This is a genomic window from Bradyrhizobium sp. USDA 223 (genome assembly GCF_044909005.1).
In the GTDB taxonomy this organism is placed as follows: domain Bacteria; phylum Pseudomonadota; class Alphaproteobacteria; order Rhizobiales; family Xanthobacteraceae; genus Bradyrhizobium; species Bradyrhizobium yuanmingense.
On record NZ_JBIYDR010000001.1, the window covers coordinates 7,342,358 to 7,363,113 of the forward strand.

A 20,756-nucleotide genomic window follows, 5' to 3' on the forward strand; every position below is an offset into this window, starting at 1 on the left:
ATGGAGATTGCCATGACCGATCCGAACCGCATCACCCTGTTCTATTCGCCGCAGTCGCGGGCCACCGGCACGCGGATGCTGCTGGAGGAGCTGGGGGCTCCTTACGATCTCCATGTCCTCAACATGAAGGCCGGCGAGCAGCGCAAGCCCGCTTATCTCGCCGTCAACCCGCTGGGCAAGGTGCCGGCGATTCGCCACGGCGAGGCGCTGGTGACCGAGCAGGTCGCGATCACCATCTATCTCGCCGACCTGTTCCCGCAAGCGGGGCTGACCCCCGCCCTGAACGATCCGCTGCGCGGGCCTTATCTGCGCTGGATCGCCTATTATGGGTCGTCGTTCGAGCCGGCCTTGATCGACAAGTTCATGCAGCGAGAGCCGGCGCCGATCACGCAATCGCCCTATGCCGATTACGATACGATGCTGGGTGCGCTCGAGGCCCAGCTGGCGAACGGGCCCTATCTGCTCGGCGAGCGCATGACGGCGGCCGACGTATTGTGGGGCGTCGCCTTCAGCTGGACCATGATGTTCGGCATCGTGCCGAAGAAGGATGTCTTCGTCCGCTATGCGGAGCGCATGACGGCGCGGCCGGCGTTCCAGCGCATCAATGCCGCAGATGCGGAGATGGCGGCGCAGCATGCCGCCGCGGCGGGTGGATGAGAGGGCGTCAAAATCGCGGTGCCCGCTTCTCGGCGAACGCCTTGATGCCTTCCTTGATCTCGTCGCCGCGCATGCTGTCGCGGTGGCGCTGATCGGCGGCGTCCTCCTCGAGCTCGCCGCGGGCGAACTCGTTGATCGCCCGCTTCATGCCGCGCATCGCCTCCGGGGCGTTGCCGGCGAGGATCGCAGCGAGCTTGTCGACCTCCTGATCCAGCAAGTCCACCGGCACCATCGCGGTGAGATAGCCGATACGCAGCATCTCCGGAGCGTCGATCTTCTGCGCGGTGAGGAACAGCTTTTTCGCATTGTCCATGCCGAGGCGAGTCACGTAGCGTTTGATGCCGCTCGGGTAGTAGTGCAGCCCAAGTCGCGCCGCCGGCATGAACATTTCCGCGGTATCGACGCCGATGCGGAAATCGCAGGCGAGCGCGAGGTCGGTCGAGCCGCCATAGACGCCGCCATTGAGCCGGCAGATCGTGGGAACGCCGAGATCCTCGAGCCGGTTGACCACCGCCTCGAAGGCCGAGCCCGCGCTCTGCTGCTCGCTCGCGCTGACCGCGCGTTCCGCGACTGAATTGAGATCGTAGCCGGCGGAGAAGGCGCGCCCGGTGCCCGTCAGCACCAGCACGCGAATAGCAGGGTCGGCCTCGACCCGGCCGAACAATCTCGTCAGCTCGTCGAGATCCTCGGCCTGGAGCCGGTTGAGATGCTTGGGCCGGTTGAGGCGGATGGTGGCGCGGGCGCCGATGATTTCGAGCAGGGGGCTAGAAGCTGCGTCGGCTGTGTCCGACATTCTCATCTCCGTTGTCGGCGCCAAAGTGCCCGCCCGGGCGGAGGCCGTCAACGACGGCGCCGGTCGTTTGCCGCGCCGCTGCACCGGGCCTGCCGTCCACGCCGCTGTCCCTGGCGAGGTGCCCTACCTGAAATGTGGCGGTTCGTCGTAGCCGCGGCGGCTGCTGAAGAACAGCAGCACCATCAGCCCGACGCCGACGATGACGGAGAACCCCGCGCCCAGCGCCAGCGCCACATAGCCTTCCGTCGGGATCGGCTCACCTTCGACCGCCATTGCGGAATAGGCGAAGTAGCCGGCCGCCGCCAGCATTCCCAGAAGGAGGATGATGAGGAGTGCACGCATGCCGCGTTCTCCGGTTGCAACCGGAAACCAACGGTTGCGGATGGGCAGGGTTCCAGACGGCCGGCTGGCGATCGGACGGGCCTCGGTGTCGTCCCCCGGACGCAGCGCAGCACGCAGTGATGCGCCGCAGAGCCGGGGCCCATGTGGCAACGCATATTGTCGCCGGTTCCTGGGTCCCGGCTCAGCGCTGCAACGCCTTTGTGCATTGCAGCTTGTCCGGGACACGGACGGTGGTGTGCTCAATCCGGCGGGGTCAGGCGCTCTGGGCGGTCTTCACCACCACGACATTGCTGTCGTCCGACGGAGCCGGGCCGGCATCGCGTACCGTCTTGTCGGCTTCGCCGGCATGACGTTTCAGATAGTCGCGGCGCATGCCGATCTCGTCACGGACGAATTCGTAGCCGAGCTTGAAGGTGTCGAGCCCGTCGGTACTGATCGTGCCGTCCCTGAGGCCGATGACGGCACCGCGCAAGATAGTCTCGAGCTCATCCTGGAGACATTCGAGCTGATCCAGCGAATGGGCGTGCTCGATCCGCTCGCCGATATCCAGGATGGCGGTGGAGAGCTCGCTGGCCTTCTCCGGCGCGATCCGCGTGATCTTGGCGTAGATCGCCGCGAAGATCGAGCCGATGATGCTGAGCGCGGCGACGCCCAGATACATCACGTCACTGTACTTATCCAGGAACGACTTGGTGTCGTCGTTGATGTAGTCGGCGGCGCCCCGATGCGCGATCACGAAGGCGTCCTTCTCCACCGAGGCCGGCTCGATCCTGGTGGCAAAGCCGTTGTCGAGCCCGAGCGCCGACTTATTCTCGTAGACGGTGCGGGCGAGCTCGCCGGCCGTGCTTGGGGATATCCGGGATTGCGCGACCAGCAGCCATTCGAGACCGATCGTGTCGAGATCGTCGTCGGGAATCTGCGGGGATGTCGACACCGAGCCTGCCGTTACGGTCTCGTCGGAAATGCCGGGAAATTTGCGCGCCAGCGTCTTGGCTTCTTCGATGGTGTTCAGTGTGAAGCCGCCGCGTTTGGCGGCTTGCTCATAGGATTTGTCCCGGACTGCCTTCGAGGCGTGGACGATCGCGATCACCGCGCTGAAGCCGTTTGCCGGGGCGAACAGCTTGTCGAGCGTCGCGCCCTGCGGCGCCATCTGGATCTTCGCAGCCTCAGGGCCATCGGGGACGTCGAGGATGCTGCGGACGAAGGCGAGCGAGGATTCGTTCTCGGCGACGACCGCCACCTTCTTCTTCTTCAATTCGGCCAGCGATTTGATCTTCTTGTTGCCGGGACCGAGCAGGAGCACGAGATCGTGCTCGAGGATCGCGAGCGTGCGCGCCCGCAGCGGCACCTTGGCGTCGGTGCGCAGCACGGCGAGGTCGGCCTGCCTGCGGTCGAACTGCGCGAGCGCCTTGGCATTGTCGGCGTTGTTGACGATGTTGATCCGCAAGCGCGACGCGTTGTTCTTCAGGAGGGCGGCGAGCTTGGCCGCGAACAGCGCCTCATCGCTGTTGGGGCCGCCGACGGCAAAGGTCAGCGTCTCCGAATTGTGCACCAGCGTGCGGCCGGCCCAGACAGTGGCGAACGACAGCAGCAGGGTCAGCACGACGTAGAGGAGAACCTGCTGCTGGTTGGTCTTGATCACCTTGGGGCGCCGGGGCGGCGGCATGGTCGGCGATGCGATGGGGCCTTCGGTACTCATGGCAGCACTCTGGCCTTATCGTTTGGCTGGCGGCGGCGCGTGGCTTGGAAGCGCGGCGGGCCCCGGTAATTCGTAAACGCCTGAAAAAAGAACGATATTCCCGATCGCCGATGATAGCGCGAAGGCGGCGGAATGCAAATTTCGAGCCGGAGGTAACCTTACTCGATATGTCCGCGGCGATTGGCACTCCTATCACCGGTTAGCCACACTTGGCGATTTTCCGGTTCCACCCGGCTGCATTCCGCCGCGGGAGATGTCATAAATTGCGCGTCCCGGCGCTTGACCGGTCCAAGAAGAAGTTGCGCTGAACGCTCCAATTCTTCTCGTCACGTCAATGAGGGCGTCAGCTTTGTCGTTTCCACCCATGTCATCGGCGATTCCGGTTGAAGCGCTCATTGGCTGGATGTTGCTGCTCACCTTCAAGCACGTCATCGCCGATTTCGTTCTTCAAACCGCCTGGATGGCGCACGGCAAGGATCAGAAGCATGGCTGGGCCCTGCCGCTCCTGGTGCACTGCCTGGTCCACCTTGCCGTCGCGCTGCCGCTGATCGTGATCGTGGCGCCGCGATTCTGGTTCGTGGCCTTCATCGACTTCCTGATCCACATCACGATCGACCGCGCCAAGGGATACGTCTCCGCCAATTTCGGCGTCGACCTCGCCCATCCCTGGTTCTGGACGCTGATCGGCGTCGACCAGGCGCTGCACCACCTGACCGGCTTCGGCCTCGCGATCTTCATGGCGGCGAACTGAGGGCGGGCTGCCCTTTTGAGCGAGGCAACTTTTCATCGGCACTAGAGGTCGTCATGCCCGGGCTTGTCCCGGGCATCCACGTTCTTCGTGCATCTGGGCTGTCCGTGGATGGCCGGGACAAGCCCGGCCATGACGCAGTGGAGACGCCGGTGCCCCGCTATCCCAGCCGGCGCGGTAGTCCCCGAGTCCCCACTGCGCCCCACCGATTCGCGGCCGACGCGCAACTACCCCGGGTGACTACCGGGCAGCGTGGTTAACCTTTCGTTAGAGAATTGCGCTGCATCTTCCTCACACGAGGGAGAACTGCAATGTTTTCAAGCCGCGACGCCTTTGAAAGCGATTTCTGCCCGGTCCGCGACGAGCTCCTTGGCGAGATGTATCGCGCCAGCGAGAGTGGCCTGCCGAGGCTGGTTGAGAGTGTTTCCCCTGACGTGCGCGCCAGGCTGGCGCTGTTCTGCTACCGCCGTAGCCATTTGCACTCGCTGGCGGTCGCGATCGCAGCGAGCTGCAGCGAGCGCGATCTGATCGAGAATGGCGGCCGCGTCGGCTCGACGCTCTTCGCGCTGTCGCGCGAAGGCACCGCGAAAGCTTCGACGTCGCTGACGGGTGGGCGCAAGCCGATCACGCTGTCGACCAAGCCGCTCTCGGTGCTCGCACCGCTGGATGACGAGCTCGACGACGAGATCGGCGAAGCCGTCCCCGCCTAAGCGGCCTCGATAACGGGCAGGCCGAACTTCCGCCGCGCCATCGCGCATTCGGCGTCACCAGGCATGCAGGTGCGGCACACCTCCGGCCGCACGTCATAGATGCCACAGGCCGTCATCTTTCCGATCTCGCCTTGCAACGCCGCGCAGCGATCGCCCTCGCATCGCATGCCCGATTGCCGGTCGTTGACGAGCGCCTCCGGGATCAGCGCAAGCTCCTCGTCGCTCTCGATCGAGAAGCGCGGCCAGTTCTGCGAATAGCCGCAGCAGGCGCCGCAGCCCTGGCAACAGCTCGACAGCTCGGTCTCGTCCATCGTCCTCACGTGTCCTTCGGCGGACCCCAGACCAGGCTTTGCCGCCATCTCGCGCGCAGAACGTCGCGCCTTTCAGGATATTTCTCGTCGAGATAGGTCGCCTCGACCACGCGGTCGGTGCGGAAGCTGCGGAAGTCGCCGCGCAGCTCGCACCAGGCCGCCAGCAGCCGCACCGCTTCGAGATAGCCGACCGAGATCGGCCAGATCATGCGCTCGCTGGGGCGGCCCTGTTCGTCGCGATAGCGCAGCATGATCTTCTTGCCTTCATGGATTTGGGTGCGCGTGCGCGCCATGTCCAGGCGGTCCGGTTCCCGGTTCCAGCTCGGACGCGCCCGGCTCGCCGGCTCCAGCACGAAGGGGCGCAGGCGCTCCGGGACGGTATCGGCGATCTTGGCCATCAAGTCTTCGGCCGCGCGCGCCAGCGCGGAATCGGCGTGGCCCGCGACCCATTGCGCGCCCAGCACGGCCGCCTCGATCTCGTCCGGCGTCAGCATCAGGGGCGGCAGGTCGAAACCCTTTTCCAGGATGTAACCCATGCCGGCTTCGCCGCGGATCGGCACGCGCTGGCCGATCAGTGTTGCGATGTCGCGGTAGATGGTGCGCTTCGAAGTCTCGAGCTCGGCCGCGATCGCGTCTGCCGTCAGCGGCTTACGCGTGCGCCTCAGCACCTGGATGATTTGAAACAGCCGGTCGGCGCGTCTCATGACAATTCTCTTCTCGAACGATGGATCAGAAATCGGCGCGCGGCTGCTGACAGGATGTTGGCAGCAGGGGGGTTCTATACCGGGACAACACATCGACTGAAGAGGATTTGTCCATGATCATTCCAACCCATTTCGGCCAGGCCGGTCCACTGTGGCGGGCGCAGCTGTGGCACGGCCAAATGTTGCGGGCTTGGGCGTTTGGCCGCCTCGTTCCGCTTGATCTCATGGCCGTTGATCTCCGATTTGCGCTCGCAAGCGTGGTGACACGCTCGCTGAACCATGCCGCGGATGCGCTGGTCCGCCATCTGATGGGCCGCGCCTGGCGCGGGGCCCGCTTCGCAGAAGATATCACGGCTGCTGCCACCATGGTGGCAGCAGCCGGCCGCTAGGTTCCTTCCACTCGTTCGACAGGTTCAGGAGAGCTTGCATGATCACGCTTTACGGTTTTGGCGCCGGCTTCGGCCTGCCGGAAATCAGCCCCTTCGTCACCAAGACCGAGGTGCAGCTCAAGATGGCGGGACTGCCTTACCGGAAAGAGCGGGCGATGCCGCCGGCCTCGCCCAAGGGGCAGCTGCCCTTCATCGACGACGGCGGCGAGGCGGTGGCCGATTCCACCTTCATCCGGGCCCATATCGAGCGCCGCTATGGCTTCGATTTCGATGCCGGCCTCACTTTGGCCGAGCGGGCGCAGGCCTGGGCGTTCGAGCGCATGATCGAGCACCATGTGTATTGGGCGCTGGTGGGCGCGCGCTGGGTCGATCCGGTCAATTTCGCCAAGGGGCCCGCGCATTTCTTCGACGGCGCGCCGGAGCACAATCGCGAGAAGCTGCGCGAGGATGCGCAGTTCCGCGTCGCCGAGAACTACCTGCTCTCCGGACTCGGCCGCCATGCGCCGGATGACGACGTCGATCTTGCCGTGCGTTCGCTGTTCGCGCTCTCGGTGCAGCTCGGCGACAAAGCCTACCTGATGGGCAACAGGCCCTGCGGCGTCGATGCCACTGCGTTCGGCATGCTCGCCGGCGTTCTCTCGCCGTTCTTTGAATCCGCCTTGCGCGAGCGGGCCGAGGGATTTCCGAACCTCACCGCTTATGTCGACCGCATGATGGACGACTATTATCCCGAGTTCGCCTGGACCCCGTTGCGGCAGGCGGCGTAGCCGCGGTGCATCGGCTGACTCGGTGCAACCTCTCTCCCGCTTGCGGGAGAGGGGGCGCACCTGGGCCGGTGCCGCAGCTTGCCCCATTGACCAAACAAAAGAGCCGGCCCATCGGGCCGGCTCTCGTCGTCTCGAATCTTCGCCGCGCCTACTTCACCAGCGTGTACTTGCCGTCCTTCACCGTGAGCAGGATGCGCGAGCGCTCGTCGAGGCCGTAGCGGTCCTTTTCGGTGAAGTTGTAGACGCCCTGGCTCGCCGCCAGCTCCTTCTCCGTCAGCAGCGCCTGGCGGATGGCTTCGCGGAATTCCGGCGTGCCGGGCTTGGCCGTCTTCAACGCCGCTGGAATGACGCGCTTGAGGATCTCGAACGCATCAAAGGAATGGCCGGCGAACTGGCTGCGGCTGTTGGGGCCGTACTTTGCCTCGTAGGCGGAGTTCAGCGCGAGGCCTGGCTTCTTGGTCAGCGCGCTGTCCGGCTGTTCCTCGGGGGCCATGACGGGACCCGAGGCCATCAGCACGCCTTCCGCCGCTTTGCCGGCAATGCGGATGAAGTCCATGCTGGCCGCGCCGTGGGTCTGGTAGATCAGGCCCTTGTAGCCGCGCTCGCGCAGCTCGGTCTGCGGCAGCGCGGCCGCGGTGCCGGACGCCCCGACCAGGACGGCGTCGGGATTGGCGGCGACGAGCTTCAGCACCTGGCCGGTCACCGAAGTGTCGGGACGGGCGAAGCGCTCCTCGTCGACGATCGTCATTCCCATCGGCACGGCCTGCGCCTTGAGGTCGTTGAACCAGAGGTCGCCGTAGGAATCGGAATAGCCGATATAACCGAGCGTCTTCACGCCCTTGGACTTCATGTGGTCGTACAGCACCTTGCCGACGATCGGAATCGGCTGCGGCATCGCCACCGACCACTTCATGCGCTCCGGCGTGATCGGGAAGGGTGCCAGACCGAAGTGCGGGATACCGGCTTCGTTGGCGACATTGGAGACCGCGATGGTCGGCGGCGTCAGCGCCGAGCCCATGATGATGTCGGCCTTGGATTCGGTGACGAAGCGACGGGCGTTGGTGGTGGCGGTGGTGGGATCGCCGCCGTCGTCGAGCACGATCACCTTCAGCGGCACGCCGCCGATCTCCTTCGGCACGAATTCCAGCGCGTTGCGCTCGGGAATGCCGAGTGCCGCACCCGGGCCGGTCGTGGTGGTGGTGATGCCGATGGTGACTTCGCTGGTCTGGGCCAGCGCGGGCAATGCCGGCAGGGCCAGCGCAGCCGCAGTGATGGCAGCGGTCAAATAAAAGCGTTTCATCTATTCCTCCCTTGACGTGTTTATTTGAAAGCAGAAATCGGGGGGTAATTCAGCCCCCTCTTTTGGTGATGCGGCGATTTAGCTTCCCGTGAATTTGGCTACCATTTCCGCCGGGAACGGTGCCGATTTCAACTTGTCTGGGTTAACGGGATCGCGGCCGACCAGGACGCGGGTCTCGAAACCCTCGATGGCGAGCGCCTCGCCCTTGTAGACGTTGTGCTTCACCTCGAAGCTCGAGCGCTTGATGCTCTCGATCTTGGTTTCAATGGTGATCCAGTCGCCATAGGTCGAGGGGATGTAGAACTTGGCCCGCGTATCGACCATGGGAATGCCCACCAGGCCGTATTTGCGGACCAGGTCCTGCTTGGAGAAGCCGGCGGCTTCGAACAGGGTCGAGGTCGAATCGTCGAACATCGCGAAATAGCGCGGGTAGTAGACGATGTTCGCGGGGTCGCAATCGCCCCACTGGATCTGGACCTCGCGCCGGTTCACGAACATGAGCGCTGCCTTACTTGGGCGCCATGCGCAGCGAACCGTCGAGGCGCACCACCTCGCCGTTCAGGTAGGCATTCTCGACCATGTGCAGCGCGAGCGCTGCGAACTCGTCGGCTTGTCCGAGCCGGCGCGGGAAGGGGATCGCGGCGGCGAGCGAGTCCTGGGCCTCCTGCGGCAGGTTCGCCAGCAGCGGCGTCAGGAACAGGCCGGGGGCGATCGTCAGCACGCGGACGCCGAACTGCGCGAGCTCGCGCGCGATCGGCAGCGTCATGCCGACGATGCCGCCCTTGGAGGCCGAATAGGCGGATTGGCCGATCTGGCCGTCATAGGCGGCAACGGAGGCGGTGTTGATGATGACGCCGCGCTCGCCGGTCGTCTGCGGCTCCAGCTTGGACATTTCGGTGGCGGCGAGGCGCAGCATGTTGAAGGTGCCGATCAGGTTGACCTTGATCACCTTGTCGAAATCCGAAAGCGCCATCGGGCCGTCGCGGCCGACCACGCGCTTGGCAACGCCGATGCCGGCGCAATTGACCAGCACGCGCGCCGGGCCGTGGGCCTTGGTCGCCTGCGCGATCGCGGCTTCAGCGGAGGCGGCATCGGAGACGTCGCAGGTGACGGCCACGCCCTTGATCTCTGCCGCGACCGTTTCGGCCAGCTTGGTGTTGAGGTCGCACACAGCGACCTTGGCGCCCTGTGCCGCCAGCGTTCTTGCGGTGGCCGCACCAAGTCCCGATGCGCCGCCGGTGACGATGGCTGCCTGATCCTTCAACAACATGGCGTTCTCCTTTGACCGTTCTTGGGTGCGACCGGATCGGCCGGTCTGCTCCCTCTCCCCGTTCTTACGGGGAGAGGGTTTGGGTGAGGGGCTTGCTTCCGCGAATGCGGTGGCAGTGGGACTCGCGGCGGCTCCCCCTCACCCGAATTTGCGCGTTGCGCAAATTCGACCTCTCCCCGCAAGCGGGGCGAGGTGAAGGAAGCGCCGACTGGTTCACTCCCATTGTCATGTTAGCCGACCGATATCACACGGTTCGACGGATTGGCAGCGTAGAGCTCCTCGATCAGCTCGCCGCGATGCTCCAGCACTGCGCGCTGGTTGATCGAGCCCTTGTCGGTGACTTCGCCCTTGTCGATCGAGAGCGGCGTGTCCATCAGGATCGCGCGCGTGATCCGTGTCGAGGATCCCGTGGCCTGGCCGAGGAAACGGGTCAGGCGCTCGCGGAAAGCCTCGCGCACCAGGCGGTCGCGCGTCGCGACGATGAGATCGTCGGGCGGCAGTGTCGGGTTGATCAGCCGGCAGCCGTCGAGATCGAGCACGACCAGCGCGGAGATCTCGTCGCGGTTGATGCCGGCGATGACGACGTCGCGCACCAGGGGCGCGCAGGCCGCGGTGAGGCGCGCGCGCAGCGGGCCGACGCTGACCCAGGTGCCGCTCGCGAGCTTGAAGTCCTCGCTGACGCGGCCGTCGAAGTCGAAGCCGGCGTTGAAATCATCGGGATCGGCGGGCTTGAGCGCATCGCCCATCTTGTAAAATCCTTCCTCGTCGAAGGATTTTGCCGTGATGTCGGGTTGGCGCCAGTAGCCGGGCATCACGTTCGGCCCCTTGGCGCGCACTTCCAGCTTGCCGTTGTTCGGCACCAGCTTGGCGTCGTTGCCAGAGACCGGCAGGCCGACATGGCCGGAGCGGCTGGTGCGCGGATTGACCGACATGAAGAACGGCGCGGTCTCGGTCGCGCCGAGACCGGTCAGCATCGGCACGCGATAGCCCTTCTCCTTCGCCGCGAGCTCGTCGAGGCTGTCCCAGACGAACGGCGACAGCGCCGCGCCGGAGAAGAACATCGCATGCAGCCGGTCGAAGAACTTGGCTCGCAAGCCCTGGTCGTCGCGCAGATAGGGCAGCAGCGATTCGTAGCCCTTGGGCACGTTGAAATAGACCGTCGGTGAAATTTCCCGGAGATTGCGCACGGTCTCCTCGATGCCCCCAGGCACCGGCTTGCCGGCGTCCAGATACATCGAGCCGCCGTTGTAGAGCGTCAGGCCGATGTTGTGATTGCCGCCGAAGGTGTGATTCCACGGCAGCCAATCGATGATGACTGGCGGCTCGTCCTTCAGGAAAGCGAGCGTCTCGCGCAGCATCACCTGATTGGCGCAGATCATGCGCTGGGTGTTGATGACGGCCTTGGGATTACCGGTCGAGCCCGAGGTCAGCAGGAATTTTGCGATCGTGTCGGGGCCGATCCGGCCGTGGACATCGTCGAGGTCGCCACGGATCGGCGTCGCCATCAGGTCGGCCAGCAGGGTGACGTCGCGGCCCGGCACTTGGCCATAGGACGCGGCGATCTCGGTGCCGAGCGAGACGTTGGCGGCGAGCGCATCGGCGAACTTGTCGGCATCGTCGGCGAAGACGAGGCCCGGCGTCAGCAGCTTCATCAGATAGGACAGCTTGCCGTAATCCTTCGACACCAGCGAATAGGCCGGCGACACCGGGCAGAACGGAACGCCGGCATAGAACGCGCCGAACGCCAGGAGCGCGTGGTCGATCGAATTGCCCGAGAGGATGACGACCGGCCGCTCCGCCGACAGGCCGCGCTGGATCAATGCGGAGGCGATGTGCCGGCTCGCGGTGAGCAGCTCGGCATAGGTGATCTTGCGCCAGCCGCGGCCGCCTTCGCGCTCGGCCATGAAGACGCGGTCCGGCGTCGTCGTGGCCCAATGATGCAGGCGGTCGGTGATGCGGACCGGATATTCGCCGAGCGGCTGCTTTGGCCGCAGGTAAATCGTGCCGTCGTCGCGCCGCTCGATGTTGACGACGGGATCACCGAACGAGATGGGCCGCAGCGGGAAATTGCTCGCGCCGCGCTCGATGCCGGAAGAGGACGGCTGGGCGCTCATGACTTTACGCTCATGATTTGGGCTTCACCTTCGCGGTCTTGTGCTCGAGGAATTCGCGGATCCGCCGCTTGGCCTCCTTGTCGCTCTGCGCGACGGTGGCCATCAGCGACTCCATCAACAGGCCGGTCTGCGGATTGGTTTCTGCGATCATCGGCAGCGCCTGGAGCACGGCGAAATTCGTCAGCGGGGCGTTGGACGCCACCTTGGTCGCAAGCTCCAGTGCTTTGCCGAGCCCGTTGCCGGCCTCCGTCAGATATTGCGCAAAGCCGTAGGACGCGCCCTCGGTCGCGCTGTAGACGCGTCCCGTCAGCATCATGTCCATCATCCGGGCAACGCCGATCAGCCGCGGCAGCCGCACCGAGCCGCCGCCGCCGACGAAAATGCCGCGCTGCCCCTCCGGCAGCGCGAAATAGGTCGAGGGCTCGGCGACGCGTATATGGGCCGCGCAGGCAAGCTCCAGCCCGCCGCCGATCACGGCGCCCCGGAGCGCTGCGATCACGGGCACGCGGCTGTACTGGATGCGGTCGAACACCCGGTGCCACATCTGGGAGTGCAGGAGCCCGCCGGTGGCGTCGTGCTCGGTCAGCTCGGAGAGGTCGAGACCACTGGAGAAATGGTCGCCGATACCGTGGATGACGACCGCGCCGATATCCTCGGGCAGGTTCGCAAAACACTCGCCGATTTCCAGGATGATGCCGTCATTGAGCGCATTGCGCTTGGCCGGCCGGTTCAGACCCACGGTCAGAACCCGGTCCGCCCGCTCGATCCTCAAAAGCCCGGAGGGACCCGCATTCGCGGTCTCGGCGTTTCCTTGTGTCATTTGCGTCCTTGTCAGAATAGTTATGTTGTATAACGAATTTTGGGGGAGTCAAGGTGGGGCAAGGCCAGGCGGCCGTGACCCCACCCTCTCCGTGAGACCCGGGGACGAGCGAGAGAGCGGTGCAGGCCTACTCACGCGCCACAAACTTCGCGAACGCATCGGCGTAATCCGGATGCCAGCGCGACAATGGCGGGCGGTTCTCGACGATATCGCCGGCCGCCCAGAGCATGCGCTTCTCGTCGAGCGCGCGCGGCACGTCATTATCCGGGCAGAGAATGTAGAAGTCGCCGACCTCCAGCCGCGCCAGCATGAAATCGACCGTCTGCTCCGGCGTCCAGGCGCCGGCCGGCTTCTCGGTGCGGCCCTTTGCGGTCAGGCCGGTGAAGACGAAGCCGGGGATCAAGAGGTGCGCCGTGACGCGACAGTCTTTCGTGTTGCGCAACTCGTGCTGGAGCGCCTCGGTGAACGCCTTCACGCCGGCCTTGGAGACGTTGTAGGCGGGATCGCCGGGCGGCGTGGTGATGCCCTGCTTGGAACCGGTGTTGATGATGAGGCCGCGCCTGCCACGGGCGATCATGTTGGGTGCGAAGATGCGCGAGCCGTTGATGATGCCCCACATGTTGACGGCGATGATGCGCTGCCAATTGTCCGGCGCGTCGAACAAGGTGCTGCCGGGCTGAATGCCGGCATTGTTCATGAGGACATCGGTGCCGCCGAACCGCGCGTGGACGGCGCGCTCGAGTTCCGTCACGCTCTCGATCCTGCTAACATCGACGGCCGAGGTCATGACGTTTGCGGCCGATGTTACGGATGACAATCTTGTTGCAGCTTCTGCCAACCGTGTCTCGTCGACATCCGCGATACACACCTTCATTCCAGCGCGCGCAAATGCCGCGGCGGCGGCAAATCCGATGCCGGCTGCGCCACCCGTGATCACGGCAACATTGTCCTTGACGATGGCGGGATGTGACATCGAGCGTCTCCGTGGAAAGCCTTCAGCCGAGCTATAGCATGGCAGCCGTGCGACCCTGCACAAGTCGGCATGGGAGGTCTTCGTTGCGCGCTGCCTTTACGCCTATCAGGCGCGGCTGTATCCTCGACAAAACGATCCCGCCCAGATCGAACCAATCAATCACCTGACAGGGAGTGCAGCCATGGCTGTGTCGCAGGCTATTCCGATCACGCGCCATCCGTTCGCCAACGGGTCCTACAAGCAGATGCTGATCGACGGCAAGTGGGTCGATGCAGCCTCGGGCAAGCGCTTCGAGACCCGCAATCCCGCCACTGGCGAGCTGCTCGCAACCGTCGCCGAAGGCGACAAGGAAGACATCGATCGTGCGGTCGCGGCCGCGCGCCGCTCTTTCGAAGGTCCGTGGAGCAAGGTCAAGCCGTTCGAGCGGCAGAACCTGCTTCTGAAGCTCGCCGATCTCGTCGAGAAGAATTTCGACGAATTGTCGCAGCTCGACACGCTCGACATGGGCGCGCCGCTGAGCCGCACCCGTGCCTACCGCCTGCGCGCCGTCGGCATGCTGCGCTATTACGCCGGCCAGACCACCGCGATTCATGGCGAGACCATCGAGAACTCGCTGCCCGGCGAGATATTCTCCTACACGCTGAAGGAGCCGGTCGGTGTCGTCGGCGCCATCATTCCCTGGAACGGGCCGCTGACCGCGACGATCTGGAAGATCGGCCCGGCGATCGCGACCGGCTGCACCGTGGTGCTCAAGCCGGCCGAAGAAGCGCCGCTGACCTCGCTGCGCATCGCTGAGCTCGCGCTGGAAGCGGGCGTGCCGCCCGGTGTCATCAACGTCGTTCCCGGCTATGGCGAGACCGCGGGCGCGGCGCTCGCCTCGCACCACGACGTCGACAAGGTCGCGTTCACCGGCTCGCATGTCACGGGCCAGTCGATCATCCGTGCCTCCGCCGGCAACCTCAAGCGCGTCTCGCTCGAGCTCGGCGGCAAGTCGCCGGACATCGTGTTCGCCGATGCCGATCTCGACGCCGCCGTGCCGGGTGCCGCGATGGCGGTGTTCGCCAATTCGGGGCAGATCTGCAGCGCCGGCACGCGCCTGTTTGTCGAGCACTCGATCTACGACGAGTTCGTCGGCCGCGTCGCCGAGTTCGGCAAGAAGCTGCAGGTCGGCAACGGCCTCGATCCCAACGTGCAGATCGGCCCGCTCGTCTCCGAGCAGCAGCTCGAGCGCGTCACCGGCTATCTCGACATCGGCCAGAAGGAAGGCGCGAAGGCGCTTGCCGGCGGCGGCCGTGTCACCGAAGGCGCGCTGTCGAAGGGCTTCTTCGTCTCGCCGACGGTGTTCGCGGGTGTCGAGGACAACATGCGCATCGCGCAGGAGGAGATTTTTGGCCCCGTCATTTCCGCGATCGCGTTCAAGGACATGGACGAGCTGGTCAAGCGCGCCAACAACACCACCTTCGGCCTCGGCTCCGGCCTGTGGACGCGCGACGTCAGCAAGGCCCATGCGGTGGCGAAACGCTTGCGTGCCGGCTCGGTGTGGGTCAATTGCTACCAGGCGATGGACCCGGCGGTGCCGTTCGGCGGCTACAAGATGAGCGGCTACGGCCGCGAATCCGGCAAGCAGCACGTCGAGGAATATCTCAACGTGAAGGCCGTCTGGATCAAGACGGCCTAATGTCCCTCCTGCGTTTCGCGGGGAGGAGTTTCCTTCGTGGGGGCGGCGCCTTCTCCAGGTTTCGCCCCCGCTCTATGATCGTCATCTTACCAAGCTCCAGTTGAGGCCAGCATGAAATTCGAAGCGTTGTTTCGGCCGTTGCAGGTCGGTCCCTACAGGCTCGCGCATCGCGTCGCGATGGCGCCGTTGACGCGCATGCGGGCCGAGCGCGACACTTTCGCACCGCGGCCGCTCAACGCCGAGTATTACGGCCAGCGCGCGACGAAGGGCGGCTTGATCATCGCCGAAGCCTCGCCGGTGCTCTCGCACGGCCGCGGCAACCCGGCGACGCCAGGCATCTATTCGGAGGCGCAGGTCGCAGGCTGGCGCGAGGTGACGGATGCCGTGCACGTCAAGGGCGGCATCATCTTCCTCCAGCTCTGGCATGTCGGTCGCGTCTCGCATTCCTCCTTCCATGGCGGTGAGCTGCCGGTTTCGGCCTCGGCAATTCCGATCAAGGCCGAAGGCATGAAAGCGATGACGGCCGACGGCAAGATCGCCGACTACGAGACGCCACGCGCGCTGGAGACCGATGAGGTCAAGGGCATCGTGGAAGCATTCCGGCAGGGTTCCAAGAATGCGCTCGCCGCCGGCTTCGACGGTGTCGAGATCCATGGCGCCAACGGCTATCTGCTCGAGCAATTCCTGCAATCGCGCAGCAACCAGCGCACGGACCAATATGGCGGCGGAATCGAGAACCGTGCGCGCCTTCTGCTCGAGGTCACGCAGGCCGCGATCGACGTCTGGGGCGCCAACCGCGTCGCGGTGCGGCTATCACCCCACGGCATCGCCAATGATTCCGGCGAGCCGGATCCGATGCCGCTCTACACGCACGTGGTGAAGACGCTTGACAAGCTCGGTCTCGCCTATCTGCATCTCATCGAGCCGCGCTCGAGCGGCGCCGGCCGCGCCGAGGTCAATTGGCAGAACGTGCCGTCCGCCATGGTGCTGTTCCGCCCGCTCTACAGCGGCGTCTTGATGACGGCCGGCGGCTTCACCGGCGAGACCGCGAATGCGGCGATCGCGGAAGGCCACGCCGACATCATCGCCTTCGGCCGCATCTTCATCTCCAATCCGGATCTGCCGCGTCGTCTTGAGCACGGCTACCCGATCACGCCGTACAACCGCGCGACCTTCTACAGCGGCGAGGAGAAGGGGTACACGGATTATCCGGTCTATGACGAGCTGACGCCGGCTTAGGCGCTCTCTCTCGGTCATTCCGGGGCGCGACGAAGTCGCGAGCCCGGAATCCATCGGGCCGCATGCCTGGACGTGGGATGGATTCCGGGCTCGATGCTTCGCATCGCCCCGGAAATGACGAGCTTGATTTGTTGCGCGACCGCCACCACAGATTCCGTCATTACGAGCGCAGCAAAGCAATCCAGCATCTCTCCGCTGAGGCACTCTGGATTGCTTCGCTGCGCTCGCAATGACGACGGAGAGACGTCCATGGCCAAAGCCGCAGCCGCCGCAGGGATCGCCACGGGCCGATGCCTCTGCGGCAAGGTCGCCTTCGAGATCGACGTGCCTGCGCGCTGGGCCTGGCACGATCATTCCGCCGGCAGCCGGCGCGCCCATGGCGCGGCTTACGCCACCTATGTCGGAAGCTGGAAGAAGCGCTTCCGCATCACCTCGGGCAAGACCGCGCTGACCCGCTACGAGGACAAGGCGACGAAGACCGCGCGCAGCTTCTGCTCGCATTGCGGCACGCCGATCATGTACGAGCGCCCGCGCGGGCCGCACATGGTCAACATCCCCCGCGCCCTGTTCAACGAGCGCACCGGCCGCCAGCCGCTCTATCACATCGCCATCGAGGAGCTGCAGGAATGGGCCTATACCGGCGAGCCCCTGGTGCCGCTGAAGGGCTTTCCCGGCGTCGTCTGGCAGCGCTCGAAAAAGAAGAAGCGCCCAGGCGGCGAGGATCCGTTCGAGCTGGGGCGGGAGGAGATGTAGCTCAACTCTCGTGCCCCGGACGCAGCGCAGCACCTCTTCGGTGGTGCGCTGCTGAGCCGGGGCCCATGCAGCGGAGAATGGGGTGAGCAACTGGGTCCCGGCTCAGCGCCGCAACGTTGCACGTGGCGACGCGTGCGGGACACGAAACCGCCGAGCGCAACGCAGCCATGACCGCGCTTCCTTGCGCCTCTGCCAACATCTCGGCCATCATGCTTTCGGTCCTTGCGGCAACGGTCCGCTCCTGGAGGAAACATGAAGAACAAGATTACCGGCCGCTCCGCCTTTCTCGCGCTGCTCAAGGACGAGGGCATCACGCATCTGTTCGGCAATCCCGGAACCACCGAGCTGCCGATCATGCATGCGCTGAAGGACCATCCCGATCTCACTTACGTGATGGCGATGCAGGAGAGCCTGGTGGTCGCGATCGCCGACGGCTACAGCCGCGCTTCGGGCAAGCTCGTCGCCTGCAACGTTCACGTCGCGCCCGGCCTTGGCAATGCCATGGGCTCGCTCTACAACGCCCAGTTCACGGGCACGCCGATGATCCTGACCGCAGGCCAGCAGGAGCAGGGCCACGGTCTGATGGAGCCGGTGCTCTATGGTCCGCTGGTGCGCATGGCCGAGCCGCTGGTGAAATGGGCGGTCGAGGTGACACGGCTGGAGGACCTGCCGCGCATCGTGCGCCGTGCCGCCAAGGTGGCGATGACGCCGCCGACCGGGCCAGTGTTCATCTCGCTGCCCGGCGACATCCTCAACAGCGAAGCGGGGATCGATCTCGGTCGCTCCACCCGCATCGATGCGCGCACGAAACCGTCGGACGAGGCGCTGAAGGCCTTTGCCGCACGCCTGCTCAAGGCCGAGCGTCCCGTGATCGTCACCATGGACGAGGTGGTCAAGAGCGATGCGCTGAAGGAGGCCGCTGAACTCGCCGAGCTGCTCGGCGCTGCGGCCTATCAGTCCTCGACGCCGTACGGCTCGCACTTTCTGTCCGAAAGCCCGAGCTTCGTCGGAACGCTCGCGCGCGTACAGAAGGTCGCCCGCGATACGCTCGCGCCATACGATCTCCTGATCGCGCTTGGCGGTGATCCCTTGCGGATGTCGGTCTATAGCGAGGTCGACGCGCTGCCTGAGGGCCTCGGCATCGTGCAGATCGGCCTCGTCGACTGGGAGATCGCCAAGAATTACGGGGCCGAGATCGCACTGAAGGCGGATCTGAAGGAAACGCTGCGCGCGCTGATCCCGGTACTCAAGGAGATGGGCGGGGCAGCCCTCGCGAGCCGCGCTAAGCAGCGTCTCGCCGAACTCGCGCCGAAGAACTGGACCGCGCGCCGCGCGGCGCTGGTCGAGCAGATCGGCAAGAGTGCCGGCCGCACACCGATCGATCCGGACTTCCTCGTGCTGCAAATGGTCGAGGCGATGCCTGACAACGCCATCCTGGTCGATGAAGGTCTCACCTCCAGCCGCCAGATCCCGGCCCTGTATCCGCATCGCGACCGCTACGGCTATCACGGGCTCGCCTCCGGCGGCATCGGCTGGGGCCTGCCGGCCTCGGTCGGCGCCAGCATTGCCAATCCCGATCGCCCCGTCGTGTGCTTCTCCGGCGATGGCAGCGCGATGTACTCGATCCAGTCGCTCTGGACCGCGGCGCATCACAAGCTGCCGCTCAACGTCGTCATCGCCAACAACGGCGGCTATCGCATCATCAAGCAGCGCCTGCTCGCCTTCCACGGCGACGACAATTACGTCGGCATGGACTTCGTCGATCCGCCCGTGGATTTCGCCGGCGTCGCGAAGGCGCTGGGCTGCGAGGCGATCAAGGTCAGCGATGTCAGCGAACTCAAGGCAACGCTGGCGTCGGCGTTTGGCCGGCCGGGGACGAAGCTGATCGAGGTGATGGTGGACGGGAAGGTGTAGCCCCGCTGTCGTCCCCGCGAAGGCGGGGACCCATACCGCGTGATCTATCGACTGCGGCTGGTAGGCGTACCGAACTCCCGAGTCTTCGCCAAACCACTCCCTGTGGTTATGGGTCCCCGCCTTCGCGGGGACGACAGCCTGCCTGTGGCGCGATTTTCCGCCTACCCCTTCTTCCCCACGCGATACCCCGCGGCCGGATGCGGCGCACTTAACCGCGCGCGGCCCCCACCGAACAGCTTCTCCCGCAACGTGCCCTTGGCGTATTCGCGCTTGTACCGCCCGCGCCGTGTCAGCTCCGGCACCAGCATGTCGGCGATGTCCTCGAAATCGCCGGGCGAGATCGCGAACGCGACGTTGAGGCCGTCGACGTCGGTCTTCTCGAACCAGTCTTCGATCTTGTCGGTGACACTTTCCGATGTGCCGACCACGACCGGACCGGCGCCGCCGATGCCGACATGCTCGATGACGTCGCGCACGCTCCAGACGCGGTCGGGGTCGGCGCGGGTGACGTTGTCCATGGCGCTGCGGCCGGCATCGTTCTGGACGTGGCGCACCTGCTGGTCGAGGTCGTAGCCGGAGAAGTCGACACCGGTCCATCCCGACATCAGCGCCAGCGCGCCTTCGGGGCTGATGTGGCGGCGGTAGTCGGCGTATTTTTCCTTCGCCTCGGCCTCCGTCCGGCCGAGGATGATCGTCATCATCGAGAACATCAGGATTTCGGCGGGGTTGCGGCCGAGCGCGGCAGCCTCCTGCCGGATCGCGGAGACGCGCGGCGCGATCACCTTGGCCGACGGTCCCGACATGAACACGCACTCGGCGTGCCTGGCCGCGAATTGCCGGCCGCGCGGCGAGGTGCCGGCCTGGTACAGCACCGGCGTGCGCTGCGGCGAGGGCTCGCTGAGGTGAATGGTGTTGTTGATGCGGTAGTTCGCGCCCTCATGATTGACGCGATGAACTTTTGCCGGGTCGGTGAAGATGCCGCGCTTGCGGTCGCGCAGCACGGCATCGTCCTCCCAGCTTCCTTCCCAGAGCTTGTAGACGACCTCCATATATTCGTCGGCGATGTCGTAGCGGTCGTCATGCCCGGTCTGCTTGTCCCTGCCCGCACCGCGCGCGGCGCTGTCGAGATAGCCCGTGACGACGTTCCAGCCGATCCGCCCCTCGGTGAGGTGATCGAGCGTCGACATCCGCCGTGCGAACGGATAGGGCGGCTCGAAGGACAGATTGCTGGTGACGCCGAAGCCGAGATTTTGCGTCACCGCCGCCATCGCCGATAGTAGCAGCAGCGGCTCGTTCGATGGCGTCTGCGCTGCATTGCGCAAGGCTGCGTCAGGGCTGTTGCCATAGACGTCGTAGACGCCAAGCACGTCGGCCAGGAACAGCCCGTCGAAACGGCCGCGCTCCAGCGTCTTCGCGAGATCGATCCAGTAGGGCAGGCGGTTATACTCGGCGGTGCGGTCGCGCGGATGGGTCCACAGGCCCGGTGATTGGTGTGCGACGCAATTCATCGCAAAGGCGTTGAGCCTGATCTCTTTGGCCATGCTGGTCCCTCGGCGCTCTGTACTGAGCGCTCTT

22 protein-coding genes are annotated in these 20,756 nt (G+C 65.3%); 10 read left to right on the forward strand and 12 right to left on the reverse strand.

Annotated features, from left to right (window positions below; genetic code table 11):
- Window positions 1-12: 12 nt before the first annotated feature.
- The gene (locus tag ABIA40_RS34200; RefSeq protein WP_271545955.1) at window positions 13-657 is read left to right on the forward strand and encodes a glutathione S-transferase family protein; all 645 of its coding nucleotides are present in this window, start codon (window positions 13-15) and stop codon (window positions 655-657) included.
- Between the two features lie 7 nt (window positions 658-664).
- On the opposite strand, the gene ABIA40_RS34205 is transcribed toward ABIA40_RS34200, so the two are convergent.
- The 3 genes from ABIA40_RS34205 to ABIA40_RS34215 all read right to left on the reverse strand — a co-directional run bounded on the left by ABIA40_RS34205 (window position 665) and on the right by ABIA40_RS34215 (window position 3,491).
- Window positions 665-1,450 carry an enoyl-CoA hydratase/isomerase family protein gene (locus tag ABIA40_RS34205; protein ID WP_404545631.1) on the reverse strand — a complete coding sequence of 262 codons (786 nt, stop codon included), beginning with the start codon at window positions 1,448-1,450 and terminating at the stop codon, window positions 665-667.
- Window positions 1,451-1,573: 123 nt separating this feature from the next.
- Window positions 1,574-1,792, reverse strand: a complete 219-nt coding sequence (locus tag ABIA40_RS34210) for a hypothetical protein (RefSeq protein ID WP_018321417.1) — start codon at window positions 1,790-1,792, stop codon at window positions 1,574-1,576.
- Between the two features lie 253 nt (window positions 1,793-2,045).
- On the reverse strand, window positions 2,046-3,491 hold the full coding sequence (locus ABIA40_RS34215) for a TAXI family TRAP transporter solute-binding subunit (protein ID WP_404545634.1): 1,446 nt from the start codon (window positions 3,489-3,491) through the stop codon (window positions 2,046-2,048).
- Window positions 3,492-3,894: 403 nt separating this feature from the next.
- Here ABIA40_RS34215 and ABIA40_RS34220 point away from each other — a divergent pair, with 403 nt between their 5' ends.
- A complete protein-coding gene (locus tag ABIA40_RS34220) occupies window positions 3,895-4,242 on the forward strand; it encodes a DUF3307 domain-containing protein (RefSeq protein WP_050991738.1) in 348 nt (115 codons plus the stop codon).
- 308 nt (window positions 4,243-4,550) lie between these two features.
- On the forward strand, window positions 4,551-4,949 hold the full coding sequence (locus tag ABIA40_RS34225) for a hypothetical protein (protein WP_035997226.1): 399 nt from the start codon (window positions 4,551-4,553) through the stop codon (window positions 4,947-4,949).
- On the opposite strand, the gene ABIA40_RS34230 is transcribed toward ABIA40_RS34225, so the two are convergent.
- Both ABIA40_RS34230 and ABIA40_RS34235 read right to left on the reverse strand, forming a co-directional pair.
- On the reverse strand, window positions 4,946-5,260 hold the full coding sequence (locus tag ABIA40_RS34230) for a YkgJ family cysteine cluster protein (protein ID WP_198399697.1): 315 nt from the start codon (window positions 5,258-5,260) through the stop codon (window positions 4,946-4,948). The genes ABIA40_RS34225 and ABIA40_RS34230 overlap by 4 nt on opposite strands.
- Window positions 5,261-5,265: 5 nt before the next feature.
- Window positions 5,266-5,964, reverse strand: a complete 699-nt coding sequence (locus ABIA40_RS34235; protein ID WP_025033709.1) for a YafY family protein — start codon at window positions 5,962-5,964, stop codon at window positions 5,266-5,268.
- Between the two features lie 113 nt (window positions 5,965-6,077).
- Here ABIA40_RS34235 and ABIA40_RS34240 point away from each other — a divergent pair, with 113 nt between their 5' ends.
- Together ABIA40_RS34240 and ABIA40_RS34245 are read left to right on the forward strand one after the other, a co-directional pair.
- Complete coding sequence (locus ABIA40_RS34240) at window positions 6,078-6,353, forward strand: hypothetical protein (protein ID WP_035997233.1); 276 nt, start codon at window positions 6,078-6,080, stop codon at window positions 6,351-6,353.
- 38 nt (window positions 6,354-6,391) lie between these two features.
- Window positions 6,392-7,120 (forward strand): glutathione S-transferase family protein, encoded by a 729-nt coding sequence (locus ABIA40_RS34245; protein ID WP_035997236.1) that lies wholly within the window; start codon window positions 6,392-6,394, stop codon window positions 7,118-7,120.
- Window positions 7,121-7,268: 148 nt separating this feature from the next.
- Here ABIA40_RS34245 and ABIA40_RS34250 read toward each other — a convergent pair whose 3' ends face one another.
- The 6 genes from ABIA40_RS34250 to ABIA40_RS34275 form a co-directional block, all read right to left on the reverse strand.
- On the reverse strand, window positions 7,269-8,420 hold the full coding sequence (locus ABIA40_RS34250) for an ABC transporter substrate-binding protein (protein WP_404545636.1): 1,152 nt from the start codon (window positions 8,418-8,420) through the stop codon (window positions 7,269-7,271).
- A 78-nt stretch (window positions 8,421-8,498) separates the two neighbouring features.
- A complete protein-coding gene (locus tag ABIA40_RS34255; protein WP_157283120.1) occupies window positions 8,499-8,918 on the reverse strand; it encodes a thioesterase family protein in 420 nt (139 codons plus the stop codon).
- A gap of 10 nt (window positions 8,919-8,928) precedes the next feature.
- A complete protein-coding gene (locus ABIA40_RS34260) occupies window positions 8,929-9,690 on the reverse strand; it encodes an SDR family NAD(P)-dependent oxidoreductase (RefSeq protein WP_404545638.1) in 762 nt (253 codons plus the stop codon).
- Between the two features lie 230 nt (window positions 9,691-9,920).
- Entirely contained in the window at window positions 9,921-11,804 is a 1,884-nt protein-coding gene (locus tag ABIA40_RS34265; RefSeq protein WP_271545938.1) for a feruloyl-CoA synthase, read from the reverse strand.
- Between the two features lie 10 nt (window positions 11,805-11,814).
- Window positions 11,815-12,624, reverse strand: coding sequence for a crotonase/enoyl-CoA hydratase family protein (locus tag ABIA40_RS34270; protein ID WP_404545640.1), 810 nt, complete (start codon window positions 12,622-12,624; stop codon window positions 11,815-11,817).
- A 127-nt stretch (window positions 12,625-12,751) separates the two neighbouring features.
- Window positions 12,752-13,597 (reverse strand): SDR family NAD(P)-dependent oxidoreductase, encoded by an 846-nt coding sequence (locus ABIA40_RS34275; RefSeq protein ID WP_404545642.1) that lies wholly within the window; start codon window positions 13,595-13,597, stop codon window positions 12,752-12,754.
- A gap of 181 nt (window positions 13,598-13,778) precedes the next feature.
- Between ABIA40_RS34275 and ABIA40_RS34280 the strand changes: the two genes are divergently transcribed.
- The 5 genes from ABIA40_RS34280 (at window position 13,779) to ABIA40_RS34300 (ending at window position 19,181) form a co-directional block, all read left to right on the forward strand.
- The gene (locus tag ABIA40_RS34280) at window positions 13,779-15,275 is read left to right on the forward strand and encodes an aldehyde dehydrogenase family protein (protein WP_404545644.1); all 1,497 of its coding nucleotides are present in this window, start codon (window positions 13,779-13,781) and stop codon (window positions 15,273-15,275) included.
- 111 nt (window positions 15,276-15,386) lie between these two features.
- On the forward strand, window positions 15,387-16,514 hold the full coding sequence (locus ABIA40_RS34285; RefSeq protein WP_404545646.1) for an alkene reductase: 1,128 nt from the start codon (window positions 15,387-15,389) through the stop codon (window positions 16,512-16,514).
- Window positions 16,515-16,591: 77 nt separating this feature from the next.
- Window positions 16,592-16,747, forward strand: coding sequence for a hypothetical protein (locus ABIA40_RS34290; RefSeq protein ID WP_404545648.1), 156 nt, complete (start codon window positions 16,592-16,594; stop codon window positions 16,745-16,747).
- Window positions 16,748-16,763: 16 nt separating this feature from the next.
- Complete coding sequence (locus tag ABIA40_RS34295; protein ID WP_404545650.1) at window positions 16,764-17,267, forward strand: GFA family protein; 504 nt, start codon at window positions 16,764-16,766, stop codon at window positions 17,265-17,267.
- A 252-nt stretch (window positions 17,268-17,519) separates the two neighbouring features.
- Window positions 17,520-19,181, forward strand: a complete 1,662-nt coding sequence (locus ABIA40_RS34300; RefSeq protein WP_404545652.1) for a thiamine pyrophosphate-binding protein — start codon at window positions 17,520-17,522, stop codon at window positions 19,179-19,181.
- Between the two features lie 161 nt (window positions 19,182-19,342).
- Here ABIA40_RS34300 and ABIA40_RS34305 read toward each other — a convergent pair whose 3' ends face one another.
- The gene (locus tag ABIA40_RS34305) at window positions 19,343-20,722 is read right to left on the reverse strand and encodes an LLM class flavin-dependent oxidoreductase (protein ID WP_404545654.1); all 1,380 of its coding nucleotides are present in this window, start codon (window positions 20,720-20,722) and stop codon (window positions 19,343-19,345) included.
- Window positions 20,723-20,756 lie beyond the last annotated feature (34 nt).

Bases quoted from the DNA above. Each gene is read 5' to 3' on its own strand.
- ABIA40_RS34205 (WP_404545631.1), bottom strand. From the start codon at position 1,450: ATGTCGGACACAGCCGACGCAGCTTCTAGCCCCCTGCTCGAAATCATC.
- ABIA40_RS34290 (WP_404545648.1), top strand. From the start codon at position 16,592: ATGGATTCCGGGCTCGATGCTTCGCATCGCCCCGGAAATGACGAGCTT.
- ABIA40_RS34235 (WP_025033709.1), bottom strand. From the start codon at position 5,964: ATGAGACGCGCCGACCGGCTGTTTCAAATCATCCAGGTGCTGAGGCGC.
- ABIA40_RS34255 (WP_157283120.1), bottom strand. From the start codon at position 8,918: ATGTTCGTGAACCGGCGCGAGGTCCAGATCCAGTGGGGCGATTGCGAC.
- ABIA40_RS34200 (WP_271545955.1), top strand. From the start codon at position 13: ATGACCGATCCGAACCGCATCACCCTGTTCTATTCGCCGCAGTCGCGG.
- ABIA40_RS34240 (WP_035997233.1), top strand. From the start codon at position 6,078: ATGATCATTCCAACCCATTTCGGCCAGGCCGGTCCACTGTGGCGGGCG.
- ABIA40_RS34245 (WP_035997236.1), top strand. From the start codon at position 6,392: ATGATCACGCTTTACGGTTTTGGCGCCGGCTTCGGCCTGCCGGAAATC.
- ABIA40_RS34275 (WP_404545642.1), bottom strand. From the start codon at position 13,597: ATGTCACATCCCGCCATCGTCAAGGACAATGTTGCCGTGATCACGGGT.
- ABIA40_RS34300 (WP_404545652.1), top strand. From the start codon at position 17,520: ATGAAGAACAAGATTACCGGCCGCTCCGCCTTTCTCGCGCTGCTCAAG.
- ABIA40_RS34260 (WP_404545638.1), bottom strand. From the start codon at position 9,690: ATGTTGTTGAAGGATCAGGCAGCCATCGTCACCGGCGGCGCATCGGGA.
- ABIA40_RS34225 (WP_035997226.1), top strand. From the start codon at position 4,551: ATGTTTTCAAGCCGCGACGCCTTTGAAAGCGATTTCTGCCCGGTCCGC.
- ABIA40_RS34265 (WP_271545938.1), bottom strand. From the start codon at position 11,804: ATGAGCGCCCAGCCGTCCTCTTCCGGCATCGAGCGCGGCGCGAGCAAT.
- ABIA40_RS34285 (WP_404545646.1), top strand. From the start codon at position 15,387: ATGAAATTCGAAGCGTTGTTTCGGCCGTTGCAGGTCGGTCCCTACAGG.
- ABIA40_RS34270 (WP_404545640.1), bottom strand. From the start codon at position 12,624: ATGACACAAGGAAACGCCGAGACCGCGAATGCGGGTCCCTCCGGGCTT.
- ABIA40_RS34210 (WP_018321417.1), bottom strand. From the start codon at position 1,792: ATGCGTGCACTCCTCATCATCCTCCTTCTGGGAATGCTGGCGGCGGCC.
- ABIA40_RS34280 (WP_404545644.1), top strand. From the start codon at position 13,779: ATGGCTGTGTCGCAGGCTATTCCGATCACGCGCCATCCGTTCGCCAAC.
- ABIA40_RS34305 (WP_404545654.1), bottom strand. From the start codon at position 20,722: ATGGCCAAAGAGATCAGGCTCAACGCCTTTGCGATGAATTGCGTCGCA.
- ABIA40_RS34215 (WP_404545634.1), bottom strand. From the start codon at position 3,491: ATGAGTACCGAAGGCCCCATCGCATCGCCGACCATGCCGCCGCCCCGG.
- ABIA40_RS34230 (WP_198399697.1), bottom strand. From the start codon at position 5,260: ATGGACGAGACCGAGCTGTCGAGCTGTTGCCAGGGCTGCGGCGCCTGC.
- ABIA40_RS34220 (WP_050991738.1), top strand. From the start codon at position 3,895: ATGTTGCTGCTCACCTTCAAGCACGTCATCGCCGATTTCGTTCTTCAA.
- ABIA40_RS34250 (WP_404545636.1), bottom strand. From the start codon at position 8,420: ATGAAACGCTTTTATTTGACCGCTGCCATCACTGCGGCTGCGCTGGCC.
- ABIA40_RS34295 (WP_404545650.1), top strand. From the start codon at position 16,764: ATGGCCAAAGCCGCAGCCGCCGCAGGGATCGCCACGGGCCGATGCCTC.